Below are 14,358 nucleotides of genomic sequence, written 5' to 3'. Positions count from 1 at the left end.
CGGCGTCACACACTATAGTTAGGCGCTATCGACACCGTCGGTTACCCCCTGCCCGTGCGACGGAGCGGTGAGCGCTGCTCATCATCAGCGGCCAGTCAGCATAGCATCAGGGATTCACCGCTCAACGTGGCGCCAGTCGGATGAGCCGGCCATCGGCCGCGTCGGTGATGGCCCAGAGCGCACCGTCAGGTCCTTGTGCGACGTGGCGAAAACGCTGGTGTTGATCCTGAAGCAATCGCTCCTCGCCGACAATGCGGTTGCCTTCGATGACCAGCCGGGCGAGGTGCTGCCCGGCTAGTGCGGCGACGAACAGATTGTTCTTCCATTCGGGGATGAGGTCGCCGGAGTAGAAGGCGATCCCGCCCGGCGCGACGGCCGCCTGCCAGACATAGCGCGGCTGTTCGGTATTCGGCAGCTGCGTGCGCCCACCCTGAATGGCGCTATGGTCGTAGTTGGTGCCATAGGCGACGAGTGGCCACCCGTAATTGGTCCCGCGCGTGATGCGATTAATCTCGTCACCGCCATCCGGCCCGTGTTCGGCCTCCCACAGGCTGCCATCGACCGGGTTCAGTGCCAGCCCCTGCGGATTGCGGTGACCATAGCTCCAGATCTCGGCACGGGTGTGGTTCTCGGCGTCCTGATTTGCGGCATACGGATTGCGCGGGGCCGGTTTGCCGCTCGTATCGACGCGCAGCACCTTGCCGAGCCAGGAATAGAGCGACTGGGCTTCGTCCCGCGTAGGGCTGAAGAACCGCTCCGCCAGCGACACGTAGAGATAGCCGTCGCGATCGAACAACAGGCGCGATCCATAATGCGCCTGTTGCGGCAACGCCGGATCGACCCGCAGCAGTGTCGTTATCTCGGCGAGCTTGTACATCGGGGCCTGGTTGCCGCCCTGTGGTGGATCGAGCCGCGCCTTGGCAACGATGATCCCGCTATCCTTCTCGCCGCGTGGTTCGACATAGGTGCAATAGAGGGTGCGGTTCTGTGCGAAGTTCGGATCAGCCACCACGTCGAGCAGCCCGGCATCCCCGCCATAGACAACCCGCGGCACGTCGCTCACCCCTGCGATGGGTTCACCGCTGGCCATGTCGATGATGCGCATCGCACCCGGCTTCTCGGTCACGAGAACCTTGCCGTCACCGATGAAGGCCAGGCCCCAGGGATGATCCAGCCCCCTCGTCTTGACCTGCACGTCGATAGGCGTCCGTGTGGCAACGGCCGGCGCGCGCATCTGCCCGGCAAAAGCCGGCTTCTGCGCGGGTGCGGTCGGATCGTTGACCGGAAGCGGCCTACCGGCGACCGATGCGCCGTCCGGTGCACGCTTGCCGCTCGCGGGCAGGCCGACGCTGTTGTGGTTCTGCGCCAAGGCCGGCGCGGCGAGGATCGCGAGCATCGATGTCGCGGCAATGAGGGGGCGGGTCATCATGATCTTTCGGTATTTAGGGGCGCACATGAAGGCGGCGACGCGGCCCGGCCCGATCGCCGGGAATGCGCTCAGCCGCCCAGACCGGCGGTCTGGCCACCATCGACGACCATGGCGTGTCCGACCATGAAGGCCGCGGCATCCGAGCACATGTAGAGGACGGCTGCGGCGATCTCCTCGGGTTTGCCCATGCGGCCGATCGGCTCCTGCGCGACCATCTTCTCTCGACCTTCCTCGGTGCCGCCCGACACCCGGTCGGTTATCATCGGCGTTTCGATGATGCCGGGGCAGATGACGTTCACGCGGATCTTGTCGCCGATATATTCGAGCGCGGCCGACTTGCTTATCCCGATCACGCCATGCTTGACGGCGACGTACCCCGCCTGCCCCGCGATCCCGACGACGCCAGCGCCTGACGAGGTGTTGACGATCGCGCCGCCACCGCGCTGCTGCATCAGCGGAATCTGGTACTTCATGCACAGGAACACGCCGCGCAGGTCGATCGCGACGATCCGGTCGAACTCGTCTTCGTCGAGGTCCGCGAGCGGCACCTGTTGCTGCTCGATGCCGGCGTTGTTGAAGGCGATGTCGAGACCGCCGAACGCTTCGACCGTCTTGTCGAGCGCGGCCCGGATGTCCTCGCCCTTCGATACATCACAGCGGACGCCAAGCGCCCTACCGCCTGCGTCTTTGATCTCCTTTACAACCTTCGCAATTTCGTCATCGGCGATGTCGACCACCGCAACGCTGGCGCCGGCCTCGGCAAAGGCAAGGGCGGTAGCGCGGCCGATGCCATTGCCACCGCCGGTGATGAAGGCGACCTTGCCGGCGTGGGACTGGTTCTGAAGGGGCATGTATGTGATCCTTTCGGAATAGACGGCATTGGCTGCCGCAATCTCAGAACCTCAACGCACTCGGGGCCAGTATAGTGCATGAATCAGGCTCAACGTCTCAGTGCATAACTCTCACTGAGACGAAGACGCTGCGCGTGTGTTTTGTGATCGACCAGCCAGACCAGCAACAGGATCATCATGAAGCCGCACATCATCTGTCACATGGCCAGTAGCCTCGACGGGCGCATCATACCTGAGCGGTGGACGCCGAGCGATGCGCACTCGCACCCGACCTACGAAGATCTTCATGTCCGCCTCGGCGGGGGGTCATGGATCGTCGGTCGCGTCACAGGGGAGGAGTTTGCGAAGGGAGAAGCTTACCCCAAGCAGAGCCACGGTCCGATCGCGCGCACGTCGTGGCTGCCAAACGAGGGAGCCGACGCCTACGCGATCGTGATCGACGCGCACGGCAAGATTGTCTGGGGGCGCAGCGACGTCGGGGGAGACCCGATCATCGTCGTCCTGACTGAGCGGGTATCGGACGCGCATCTTGCCGGATTACAGGCCGACGGAGTCGGCTACGTATTCGCCGGGGAAGACGAGCTCGATCTCCGGCATGCTTTGGCCACGCTCGGTGAGGAGCTGGAGCTAGACCGGTTCATCCTTGAGGGTGGCGGGCATCTCAATGGCGCATTCCTCCGCTCCGGACTCATCGATGAAATAAGCTTGATGCTCGTACCGGCGATCGATGGGACGGCTGGCGCTCCTGCCGTCTTCGATGGTCCGGAAGCGGGCGGATCGGCCATTCCCGCGATCGACCGGCTGACACTGGAGAGCCATGAAGTGCTGGATACCGGCATCGTCTGGCTCCGCTATCAGGTGTCGAACACATCACCAGTGTAGTGCGATGATGAAGAACGTTCATCGCTTCATCAAATTTGCTCATGTTGTGGACTATCCCGCGACCCCTTAAACTAAACTCCTTCGCAGCTCGTCATCCCCCAACCTGGCGATGCTGCGCGTGCCCGGATCGACTGTGGCTGCCCCCCTGTCACGCTTTCGGTCCGGGCTTTCGAAATGACATTAGGAGAAGCCATCATGGCAGGCTTGACCGCGCCCGCGGCGACCGGCGCCGCCCAGGGCGCAATCAATTCACCGGCCCATTGGGGCGCGGTCTACGCCATGGCGCTGTGCAGCTTCGTGCTGGTGGCTTCCGAGTTCATGCCGGTCAGCCTGTTAAGCCCGATCGCACAGACGCTGCAGCTCACTGAAGGCCAAGCGGGTCAGGCGATCGCCATCTCCGGTGTCTTCGCCGTGGTGACGAGCCTGTCGCTTTCGTTCATCCTGGGCGCTCTCGACCGCCGGTTGGTCCTGCTCCTGCTTACCGGACTGCTGATCGTGTCCGGTGTCATCGTCGCCTTCGCGCCGAGCTACCTGATCTTCATGGGAGGCCGGGCTTTGCTCGGCATCGCCATCGGCGGCTTCTGGTCGATGTCGGCAGCGATCGCGATGCGTCTGGTGCCGAACGCGTCCGTCCCCAAGGCTTTGGCGGTCATCAATGGCGGCAACGCATTGGCCACCGTGCTGGCCGCGCCGCTCGGCAGCTTCATGGGCAGCCTCATCGGTTGGCGCGGCGCCTTCTTTTGCGTCGTGCCCGTTGCGGTGGCTGCCGTGGCCTGGCAGGCGATCGCCCTTCCCAAGCTGCCCGCCATCGCGCGACAGGGCGGCAATGGCATGACCGCGCTGCTGCGCCGCCCGCCGGTCCTGTTCGGTCTCGCTACGGTCGCGCTGCTGTTCGTCGGCCAGTTCTCGCTCTTCACCTATCTGCGTCCCTTCCTGGAGCAGGTCACGCATGTCAGCGTCTCGACGCTGTCGATCATGCTGCTCATCGTCGGTGTCTCCGGGTTCATCGGAACGCTGCTGATCGGCCGCGTCCTCGAACATAAGCTCTACGTGACGCTCGGCGTCCTTCCGGCTGCCATGGCGGCGGTGGCGGTCGCGCTGACGCTGGTCGGCGGATCGACGATCGCGACCGCTGCGCTTCTAGCGGTGTGGGGCTTCGCCGGTACGGCGGCACCCGTAGCCTGGTGGACCTGGCTCGCGCGCACTGCCCCCGAGGAGGCAGAAGCCGGCGGCGGGCTGATGGTGGCGATCGTCCAGCTCGCGATCACCCTGGGAGCGACAGTCGGGGGCATCGTGTTCGACACTGCCGGCGCCATCCCTGAGTTCCTCGTGAGCGGCGCTCTCCTCGCGATAGCGGCGCTGGCCGCCTTTGCGGTGGCGCGCTTTCACGGCCGCGCAACTGCAACCGGCGCAACGGCGGCCGCGTGAAGCAGGCGCGCTCCATCTTCCTCTTCTTGCGCGACTGTGCGCGCCGGGGACAGCGCAGCGTACTAGTGACGCTCACAGACGTCGCGGGCAGCGCAACCCGTGCGCCCGGCGAGCACATGGCCGTCGCCGAAAGCGGTGCCGTGTTCGGATCGTTTTCCGGAGGGTGCGTTGAGGCCGCGGTGATCGCGGAAGCGCGGGAGGTGATGGCGGCGGGACAGTCGCGCCACGTCCGCTACGGCGCTGGATCGCCCTACATCGACATCCGACTCCCGTGCGGCGGGGGCATCGACCTGCTTTTCCTGCCTGACCCCGATCGCTCACAGATCGACTTGGCGATTAATGTGCTGGAACGGCGCCGGCCGTTGAAGCTGCATCTCTCCAGGGGCGGGCGCCTCACCGCTTCGGAGGCCGAGCAGTCGGATAGGACGGGTTGGACAGATCATGCCTTTCTGGCTCGACACGATCCGCGACTCCGCCTTGTCGTACTCGGGCATGGCGCGGAACCGGGTGCTCTCATCGATATGGCGGAAGCCTATGGCGCAGAGATCCTCCTTTTCAGCCCACAAGCCTCACTTGTCGACGAGGTCCGCGCAAGAGGCACGCCTGCCCAGCTTTTGCGGGTCGTCGGACGCGCCGATGGCTTCGTGGTCGACCCTTGGTCTGCGGTTGTCACCCTGTTCCACGATCACGACTGGGAGACCGACTTGCTTTTGCAGGCACTCGAACAGCAATCGCTCTTCATCGGTGCTATGGGCAGCAGGCGCACGCATGCCGAGCGTCGAGACCGACTGCTGCAGGCAGGCGCGGAGCCGCGCGCCATCGACCGCGTTGTAGGGCCGATAGGGCTTATCGCCGCGACCCGTGACCCGCAAACTCTAGCGGTCTCGATCCTGGCGCAGATCGTTCAGGTTTATGAGGACGCGCTCGCGAGTGGGACCGTTGCCGCGCATCTCCGCTCTGGGCTGAGCAATGCTCATCGGTTCAATGAGCTCCCTGCACGAACCGTAACAACGCCAAAAGCGTTAAAGAATGAGAGCGGCGATGCCGCAACCGAAGTTTACGCTCACCGCTGCGCAGCTGGAAGAGGAGCCAAGGTCCATGGCGGGCATGTCTGAAATCGAACTGTCTCGTCGGGGACTACTTGCGGGAAGCGCCGCTACGGTCGCCATCGCCGCATCTCCGATCGCGGCTGAGGCTGCACCGCTGCAACCCTTGTCAGCTCCTGCATCTCTGCCGGTCTCGTTCGAGGTCAACGGGAAGGCGCACAAGCTGAGCCTCGATCCCCGTACCACGTTGCTTGATGCGCTTCGCGAGCACCTGCACCTGACCGGCACCAAGAAAGGCTGCGACCACGGCCAATGTGGCGCCTGCACCGTGATGGTCGATGGCGTCCGGATCAATTCCTGCCTCACCCTCGCCGTCATGCACGAGGGTGACAGGATCACGACCATCGAAGGCTTGGGCACGCCTGAGAAGCTGCACCCCATGCAGGCGGCGTTCGTGAAGCATGATGGCTACCAGTGCGGCTATTGCACGCCGGGCCAGATCTGCTCGGCAGTCGCTGTGCTCGACGAGATCAAGCGCGGTGTGCCGAGCCATGTTCAGGCCGACCTAACCAATCGACCGCAGGCGACCAACATCGAGATGCGTGAGCGTATGAGCGGCAACATCTGCCGCTGCGGCGCCTATTCCAACATCGCCGAGGCCATGGCCGAAGTTGCAGGAGCAAAGGCATGAAAGCCTTCACCTATGAGCGCGCCAAGGACCCTGTCGCCGCGGCGCGGGCCGCGGCACGCCCCGGCGCCCGGTTCATCGCTGGTGGCACCAACCTGCTCGATCTGATGAAGATCGAGGTGGAGACGCCGAGCCACCTTATCGACGTTCAGGATCTCGGCTTTGACAAGATCGAGAAGACCGCCGACGGCGGGCTGCGCATCGGCGCTCTGGTGACCAACACCAACCTTGCCGCGGACGAGCGCGTGCGCCGCGATTACGGCGTCCTGACCCGCGCCATCGTGGCTGGCGCGTCCGGCCAGCTCCGCAACAAGGCCTCTACGGCGGGCAACCTGCTTCAGCGCACCCGCTGCCCCTATTTTTACGACACCAACATGGCGTGCAATAAGCGCAAGCCAGACTCAGGGTGCTCTGCCATCGGCGGCGTGTCCCGCCAGCTCGGCGTGATCGGCGTGTCCGACAAGTGCATCGCGACCTTCCCAGGCGACATGGCGGTGGCCATGCGTGTTCTGGACGCCGTTATCGAGACGGTTGATGCCAACGGCCAGCGGCGTTCGATCCCGATCGCCGACTTCCACCGGCTGTGGGATGACCGGCCCGAGATCGACACCAACCTGCGCGCCGGCGAGCTGATCACCGCCGTGACGCTGCCACGCCCGCTCGGCGGCAAGCACCTCTACGAAAAGGTGCGCGACCGGGCATCCTATGCCTATGCGCTGGTCTCGATCGCGGCTGTCATCCAGCCCGACGGTACCGGCCGGGTCGCATTTGGCGGTGTCGCGCCCAAACCGTGGCGTGTTGAAGCCGCGGAGGCGCTGCTGCCGAGCGGAGCCGCCGCGGTGACGGCCCGCGCCTTCCAGGGCGCGACGCCGACTGAGGACAACAAGTTCAAGCTGCCGCTCGCCACGCGGGCGCTGGCCTCTGTCATCGCCCAAGCCAAGGCATAAGCCATGAAGTTCGACACCCCCGCGACGACCAATCCGATCGACCGCATGAAGGTCGTGGGGCGTGCCCACGACCGCATCGACGGTCCGCTCAAGACGACGGGTCAGGCGCCCTACGCATACGAGTTCCATCGCGAGGTCCCGAACGCGGCCTATGGCTACGTGGTCGGCTCGGCCATTGCCAAGGGTCGTATCCGTTCGATGAACCTGGACGAGGCGCGCGCAGCGCCCGGTGTGCTTGCCATCGTTACCGCATCCGACGCCGGCAAGCTGGGTAAGGGCAAGTATAATACCGCCAAGCTGTTCGCGGGTCCCGCGGTCGATCATTATCACCAAGCCGTTGCAGTCGTCGTGGCCGAGACGTTTGAGCAAGCGCGGGCGGCGGCCGGACTGATCCGCGTGGACTATCAGCGCGCGCCCGGGCGATTCGATCTCGACCAAGAGATCAAGACCGCGCCGCTACACGGCGGAAGCAGCGGCGAAGGCAGCGAATCTTCGCCGGAGCATCGCGTGGGCAAGTTCGAGGCTGCCTTCGCCGCTGCCCCGGTGAAGCTCGATCAACGCTACACCACGCCCGACCACAGCCATGCGATGATGGAGCCGTTCGCCTCGATCGCGTCCTGGACCGGTGACGAGCTGACGGTGTGGACGTCGAACCAGATGATCGACTGGGGCCGTACAGATCTGGCGACGACGCTTGGTATCCCCAAGGAGAAGATCACCTTCATGTCGCCCTATGTGGGCGGCGGTTTCGGCGGAAAGCTGTTCCTGCGCACCGACGCGGTGCTGGCGGCGCTCGGCGCGCGTGCAGCCAAGCGCCCGGTCAAGCTGGCGTTGCAACGCCCCCTCATCGCCAACAACACGACGCACCGCCCTGCCACGCGCCAGCGCATCCGTATTGGCACGTTGCGCGACGGCACGATCACAGCGATCGCGCACGAGAGCGGTTCGGGCGATCTGGCCGGTGGTGGCCCCGAAACGGCGGTCAATCAAACCGAATTGCTGTACGCGGGCGCCAATCGCCTCACGTCGCTGCGGCTCGCGGTCATGGATCTTCCCGAGGGAAATGCCATGCGTGCGCCCGGCGAGGCGCCGGGCATGATGGCGCTCGAGATCGCGATGGACGAGATGGCCGAGCAGCTCAGCATGGACCCGATCGCGTTCCGGGTAAAGAACGACACGCAGATCGATCCCAAGGATCCGAAGCGTCACTTCTCGCAGCGCCAGCTCGTCCGTTGCCTCGAGGAAGGGGCGCAGCGCTTTGGCTGGTCGAAGCGCAACCCCAAGCCCGGTCAGGTGCGCGATGGGCGTTGGCTGGTCGGGATGGGTGTCGCATCCTCGTTTCGCAACCACATGAACATGCCCTCGGGTGCCCGTGTCCGGCTGGGCCGCGACGGTGTCGTGACGGTCGAAACCGACATGACCGACATCGGCACCGGCAGTTATACTATCCTCGCGCAGACTGCTGGCGAGATGATGGGCGTGCCGGCCGAAGCCGTCGTCGTGAAGCTCGGGAGTTCGGCATATCCGGTGTCCGCGGGTTCGGGCGGCCAGTTCGGTGCGGCGAATTCGACCGCGGGTGTTTATGCAGCGTGCGTGAAGCTGCGCGAGCAGGTCGCCCAGCGGCTCGGCGTCAACTCGGTCGACGCGGTGTTCGAAGGTGGCAAGGTCCGAAGCGGCAACCGCACCGCCGACCTGCGTCAGGCGGCGTCTGCCGGCGAGCTGGTGGCCGAGGACAAGATCGAGTTCGATAAGCTCGACAAGACCTATCAGATCTCCACCTTCGGTGCGCACTTCGTCGAAGTTGGGGTCGACGCATATACCGGTGCCACCCGCGTGCGCCGGATGCTTGCGGTCTGTGCCGCCGGTCGCATCATCAACCCCAAGTCGGCGCGCAGTCAGGTGATCGGCGCGATGACCATGGGCGTTGGCTCGGCGCTGATGGAAGCGCTCGAAGTAGACAAGCGGTTCGGCCTGTTCATCAACCATGATCTTGCCGGATACGAAGTGCCGGTGCACGCTGACATTCCTCACCAAGAGGTCGTGTTCCTCGACGAGGCCGACGACAAGGCCAACCCGATGAAGGCCAAGGGTGTCGGTGAACTTGGCCTTTGCGGCGTAGGCGGCGCGGTGGCCAATGCGGTCTACAATGCCACCGGCGTGCGCATCCGCGACTATCCGTTGACCCTCGACAAGCATCTGGAACGCCTGCCGACGATCGCCTGAGCGACCGTGGCCGGATCGAGGGCGCTGCATGAGGTACGGCCCCTTCCGTCGTCCGGCGGGAGGAAATGAAAGGGCTCGCCTTCGCGGTTCGAGTCAAAACGGAGAAGCGTCATGCACCCGAACAGGACGGCACTGCTGTTGATCGAATATCAAAACGACTTCGTGAGTCAGGGCGGCGCCCAGCATGAGGCGGTGCAAGCCGTCATGGCCCAAAACGACATGCTTGCGCACAGCCGGGCCGTGGTCGAACACGCACGAGCGCGGGGCGTGACGGTGATGTACGCACCGATCAGCTTTGCTGCGGGCTATCCCGAAATTCCCTCCGATCCCTACGGCATCCTTGCCGGCATCGTCGGGGCGCAGGCATTCCGCAAGGGAAGCTGGGGGGCCGAGATCGCCGAAGAGATGGCGCCCCAGGACGGCGACATCATCATCGAGGGCAAGCGCGGGCTGGATTGCTTTGCCAGCACCAACATCGACTTCATTCTGCGTCAGCGCGGCATCACGGATGTGGCCATCGCCGGCTTCCTCACCAATTGCTGCGTGGAATTGACCATGCGCTCCGCCTACGAGCGCGGCTTCCGCGTGGTCACTCTGACTGACTGTACCGCAACGCTCAGCCCGGAAGAGCAGGAAGCGGCCGTCACCAAGAACTTTCCGATGTTCTCGCGGCCCATGACACACCAAGCCTTCGTTGCCGAGCTGGAGCCGGTGGCATGAAGTTCGACACCCCGGCGGGCACCACCCCGATCGATCGCCAGGCTGTCGTCGGCCGGCCGCATCCGCGGGTTGAGGGCCGGCTCAAGACAACCGGCACCGCTACCTACGCGGCCGAACACCATGACGTTGGCGACAATCTTGCCTACGGCTACATTTTGGGTGCCGCGATCGCGAAGGGGCGGATTTCGCGCCTCGACCTATCGATCGCGCGCGCCGCGCCGGGCGTCCGCACGATCGTCACCCACGAGACGGCGGGGACGCTCGGTGTCGGCGACTTCTATGTCCAGCGCATGCTCGCCGGACCGGAGGTGGATCATTATCATCAGGCCGTCGCCGTAGTGGTGGCGGACACGTTTGAGCAGGCGCGGGCTGCTGCCGCCCTGATCCGTGTCGATTATACGCGCGGCAAAGGCGCGTTCGACCTTGCCGCGCAAAAGCCGACCGCTCCGATTGCACCGGAAGAGCCGTTCGGCGGCGCAAGCGAGCTTCGCATCGGCGACTTCGAGCGCGCCTTCGCCGCGGCGCCGGTGAAAGTCGACCAGACCTATACCGTGCCCGATCAGGCGCATGCGATGATGGAGCCGCACGCCACCATCGCCCGCTGGGACGGTGACAAGCTGACATGCTGGACGTCCATCCAGCAGATGAATTGGGGCAAGCGCGATCTCGGCAAGATCATCGGCGCGCCCAAGGAGAACATCCACCTGCTCTCGCCCTTCATCGGCGGCGGTTTCGGTGGCAAGGGCACGACCCAGAGCGACCTCGCGCTCGCGGCGCTCGCTGCGCGTGCGGCGGGGCGGCCGGTCAAGCTCGTGCTGCAGCGGGCGATCATGTTCAACAACACGATCCATCGGCCGAAGACGATTCAGCGGATCCGGCTTGGGGCGGGCCGCGACGGACGCATCACTGCCATCGGACACGATGGCTGGTCGGGCAATCTGCGCGGCGGGAGAACCGAACCGACCACGCTTCCCACCCGCTTGCTCTATCGCGGCGAGAACCGGCTGCTGCGCCGCTATCTTACCACGCTCGACCTGGCCGAGGGCAATGCGATGCGTGCGCCCGGCGAGGCTCCCGGCATGATGGCGCTCGAAATCGCGATGGACGAGCTAGCGGAAAAACTAGGCATGGACCCGGTCACTCTGCGCATCGCCAATGACACGCAGGTTGACCCGGAGAAGCCTGAACGCCGCTTCTCGACCCGTGCCTTCGTCGAGTGTCTGCGCACGGGTGCCGAGCGGTTCGGCTGGAACGCCCGCCCCACCAAGCCCGCCAGTCGGCAGGACGGCAAGTGGCTGATCGGTTATGGCATGGCGAGTGCAATCCGCGGCGCCCCGATCGCCAAGGCGGGTGCGCGTGCGCGGCTTGGCCGCGACGGGATCGTCACGGTTGAAACCGACATGACCGACATCGGTACGGGTAGCTATACGATCGTGGCGCAGGTTGCCGCCGAGATGATGGGTGTCCCGTTGAGCCGCGTGGTGGCGAAGCTCGGCGACTCTGCTTACCCAGAGACGCCCGGCTCCGGGGGACAGATGGGCGCTGCGTCGGTCACTGCCGGAGTCTATGCCGCTTGTGCCGCCTTGCGTGATGCCGTGGCGCAGCGGCTTGGCTTCAACACGATCGATGTCACCTTCTCTGACGGCGAGGTGCGGTCGGGCGGTCGCGCCGTGCCCCTCGCTCGTGCCGCGCAAGGCGGCGACGTGGTGGCCGAGGACAGCATGGAATATGGCGACCTCAGCAAGCAATATGCTCAGCAGACCTTCGGCGCGCATTTCGCCGAAGTCGGCGTCGATCGCTACACGGGTGTCGTCCGCGTTCGACGTATGCTGGCGGTGTGTGCAGCGGGACGTATCCTCAATCCTCTGACCGCACGCAGTCAGGTGATCGGCGGCATGACTATGGGAATCGGTGCTGCGCTGATGGAGGAGATGGCCGTAGACAAGCGCTTCGGCTTCTTCGTAAATCACGACCTCGCGGGGTATGAGGTGCCGGTTCACGCCGACGTACCGCATCTCGACGTTGCGTTCATCGAAGAGGTCGACGCGACCATGTCGCCGGTCAAGGCGAAGGGCGTCGGCGAACTTGGCTTGAGCGGCGTCGCGCCTGCGATTGCCAACGCCATCTACAACGCGACCGGCGTGCGCGTGCGTGAATATCCGATCACTCTGGAGAAGCACCTCGACGGGCTACCGGAGCTTACATGACTCGCGATAGCGGGCTGCTCACGCGCTTGCCGCAACGACTTCGGCCGGCGCTCCTCGCCCTGTCGTTGCTCGGCATCGCGGCTGGAGCGTCGGCTCAGGTCACCGCTTCCACACCCGGCAGCGTCGTTCCCATACCCCCCGCCGAGCTTGCGTTGACGACAACCGTCGCCGATCGGCCGATCCGCGTCCCAGGCGCAACCCTGGATCTCGAAGGTCCGGTGTTTCTTCCCAACGGGGATCTCCTGTTCTCCGATGTTCAGGGAAGGCGCGTGATGAGACTGGATGAGCGCGATCGGCTCACCACGGTAGTCACGCTGGCCAGTCTGATGCCTGGCGGCATGGCGCTCGCGCCCGATGGCCGCGTCTTAATCGCGGCGGCAAACGACACAGGGGGCGGCGCAATCATTGCGATGCGGCCCGATGGCAGCCAGCAGGAGACGATCGTTCGCGAAAGCGCCGGCTTCGCGCCGAACGACCTCGCATTCGACGCCCAGGGCGGGTTCTACTTCACCGACGCGCGGGGCTCGATCGGAGAACCGACGGGCGGCGTCTGGTACGTCGCTTCGGGTGGCGCAGCGCCAGTGCCCGTCGTGCAGCATCTCTCGGTGGCCAACGGGCTCTCCTTGAGCCCTGACGGCAAGCGGCTGTGGGTCGGCGAGTTCGCCTTGGGGCGGCTGTACCGGATCGATCTCAAGGATGCGTTCACTCCGGCGCCCTTCGGGTCCACGACGGCCTATCAGTTCACCGGACCCGCGCCGGATTCCATGCGCGTTGACGGAGCCGGCAACGTCTATGTCGCGCTATACGGCCAAGGCCGTGTCGTTGCATTCTCGCCGAGCGGTCTGCCGCTCGGACAGATACTTCTTCCCGGCCGGGACGAGGGACGCAACCTGAACACCACCAGCATGGCGATCCGGCCCGCGACCCGCGAGTTGGTCATCGTCACGAGTGACGGCAAACCGGGCGGTCGCGCGATGATCTTTCATGCAGCCTCTTTCGAACAGTAGACCGGCAGGAGAAGAGACATGGATTTGAAACGCGCAGGATCGCAAGCCTCGCAAGTGGGGCCAGCCGAATGGTTCACCGGCAACGTCCGCATCGATCCGCTTAACAGCCCGCCCGAGCCGGCGCGCCATAGCTGTGCCGCAGTGACGTTCGAGCCGGGTGCACGGACCAACTGGCATACCCACCCGCTCGGCCAGACCCTGATCGTCACCGCAGGCTGCGGCTGGACACAATGCGAGGGCGAAGAGGTCGTCGAGATCCGCGCCGGCGACGTCATATGGTGTCCACCGGGACATAAGCATTGGCACGGCGCTACCCCGACGACTGCGATGACACACATCGCCGTGCAGGAATCGCTGGATGGGCGGCCGGTCGACTGGCTCGAGCCGGTCAGCGACGAACAGTACCACCGTTAACGAAAGCCGGAGCATCTCATGAAATATATTCACGCTATGGCGCTAGCCCTCTGCGCGGCACCTGCGGCGCACGCGCAGACCATCGTCCGGGCGGAAGAGGCGCCAGCCAAGCCCGGACCGACCGAGAATTTTACCGGCACAGTGACCGTTCGTATGACGGCTGAGGCGATCGCGCCCGGGCAGGCAGGGACTGCACTGGTAACCTTTCAGCCCGGCGCACGGACCAATTGGCACACGCATCCCGCCGGACAGATACTCTACGTGACGCAAGGCTGTGGCTGGTATCAGGAGGAAGGCAGCGCGGTCGCCCGCATCTGCACGGGTGACACCATCCACGCGCGACCGGGTGCAAAACACTGGCATGGCGCGACGAACAGACAGAGCATGAGCCATCTGGCGATCAGCGAGATGCTCAACGGGAAACCTGTCGACTGGCTCCAGCCGGTGACGGCGGATCAATTTCGGGGACCAGCGAACTAGTCCACGAAGGTTGCTTGCCGGATGATGATGATGCAC

Annotated in this window: 13 protein-coding genes; 11 read left to right on the top strand and 2 right to left on the bottom strand. The window is 64.9% G+C overall.

What is annotated here, in order from left to right; all coding sequences use genetic code 11:
* Window positions 1-121 precede the first annotated feature (121 nt).
* Window positions 122-1,429, bottom strand: coding sequence for a PQQ-dependent sugar dehydrogenase (locus ACXJ1Z_RS15855; protein WP_463777955.1), 1,308 nt, complete (start codon window positions 1,427-1,429; stop codon window positions 122-124).
* Between the two features lie 68 nt (window positions 1,430-1,497).
* Window positions 1,498-2,280 (bottom strand): glucose 1-dehydrogenase, encoded by a 783-nt coding sequence (locus ACXJ1Z_RS15850; protein ID WP_463777954.1) that lies wholly within the window; start codon window positions 2,278-2,280, stop codon window positions 1,498-1,500.
* Between the two features lie 177 nt (window positions 2,281-2,457).
* On the opposite strand from ACXJ1Z_RS15850, the gene ACXJ1Z_RS15845 reads away from it, so the two are divergent.
* The 11 genes from ACXJ1Z_RS15845 to ACXJ1Z_RS15795 all read left to right on the top strand — a co-directional run bounded on the left by ACXJ1Z_RS15845 (window position 2,458) and on the right by ACXJ1Z_RS15795 (window position 14,322).
* Window positions 2,458-3,162, top strand: a complete 705-nt coding sequence (locus ACXJ1Z_RS15845; RefSeq protein WP_463777952.1) for a RibD family protein — start codon at window positions 2,458-2,460, stop codon at window positions 3,160-3,162.
* 195 nt (window positions 3,163-3,357) lie between these two features.
* Complete coding sequence (locus ACXJ1Z_RS15840) at window positions 3,358-4,590, top strand: MFS transporter (protein WP_463777951.1); 1,233 nt, start codon at window positions 3,358-3,360, stop codon at window positions 4,588-4,590.
* Window positions 4,587-5,705: an XdhC family protein gene (locus tag ACXJ1Z_RS15835; protein WP_463777949.1), complete on the top strand. Its 1,119-nt coding sequence runs from the start codon at window positions 4,587-4,589 to the stop codon at window positions 5,703-5,705. Before ACXJ1Z_RS15840 ends, ACXJ1Z_RS15835 begins: the two co-directional genes overlap by 4 nt.
* Window positions 5,689-6,327, top strand: a complete 639-nt coding sequence (gene paoA / locus ACXJ1Z_RS15830) for an aldehyde dehydrogenase iron-sulfur subunit PaoA (RefSeq protein ID WP_463777947.1) — start codon at window positions 5,689-5,691, stop codon at window positions 6,325-6,327. Before ACXJ1Z_RS15835 ends, paoA begins: the two co-directional genes overlap by 17 nt.
* On the top strand, window positions 6,324-7,271 hold the full coding sequence (locus ACXJ1Z_RS15825) for an FAD binding domain-containing protein (RefSeq protein ID WP_463777945.1): 948 nt from the start codon (window positions 6,324-6,326) through the stop codon (window positions 7,269-7,271). The genes paoA and ACXJ1Z_RS15825 overlap by 4 nt, the downstream gene beginning before the upstream one ends.
* Before the next feature lie 3 nt (window positions 7,272-7,274).
* Window positions 7,275-9,494: an aldehyde oxidoreductase molybdenum-binding subunit PaoC gene (gene paoC, locus ACXJ1Z_RS15820; protein WP_463777943.1), complete on the top strand. Its 2,220-nt coding sequence runs from the start codon at window positions 7,275-7,277 to the stop codon at window positions 9,492-9,494.
* Window positions 9,495-9,605: 111 nt separating this feature from the next.
* A complete protein-coding gene (locus tag ACXJ1Z_RS15815) occupies window positions 9,606-10,214 on the top strand; it encodes a cysteine hydrolase family protein (RefSeq protein WP_463777941.1) in 609 nt (202 codons plus the stop codon).
* Complete coding sequence (paoC, locus tag ACXJ1Z_RS15810) at window positions 10,211-12,421, top strand: aldehyde oxidoreductase molybdenum-binding subunit PaoC (RefSeq protein ID WP_463777939.1); 2,211 nt, start codon at window positions 10,211-10,213, stop codon at window positions 12,419-12,421. The genes ACXJ1Z_RS15815 and paoC (ACXJ1Z_RS15810) overlap by 4 nt, the downstream gene beginning before the upstream one ends.
* Window positions 12,418-13,428 (top strand): SMP-30/gluconolactonase/LRE family protein, encoded by a 1,011-nt coding sequence (locus ACXJ1Z_RS15805; protein ID WP_463777938.1) that lies wholly within the window; start codon window positions 12,418-12,420, stop codon window positions 13,426-13,428. Before paoC (ACXJ1Z_RS15810) ends, ACXJ1Z_RS15805 begins: the two co-directional genes overlap by 4 nt.
* 18 nt (window positions 13,429-13,446) lie before the next feature.
* On the top strand, window positions 13,447-13,842 hold the full coding sequence (locus ACXJ1Z_RS15800; RefSeq protein WP_463777936.1) for a (R)-mandelonitrile lyase: 396 nt from the start codon (window positions 13,447-13,449) through the stop codon (window positions 13,840-13,842).
* 36 nt (window positions 13,843-13,878) lie between these two features.
* Window positions 13,879-14,322 (top strand): (R)-mandelonitrile lyase, encoded by a 444-nt coding sequence (locus tag ACXJ1Z_RS15795; protein WP_463777934.1) that lies wholly within the window; start codon window positions 13,879-13,881, stop codon window positions 14,320-14,322.
* The last annotated feature ends 36 nt before the right edge of the window (window positions 14,323-14,358 follow it).

Source organism: Novosphingobium sp. TK46 (assembly GCF_055361525.1).
Note: the sequence above shows the minus strand (reverse complement) of the source record. Positions and strands in the feature narration are given on the sequence as shown.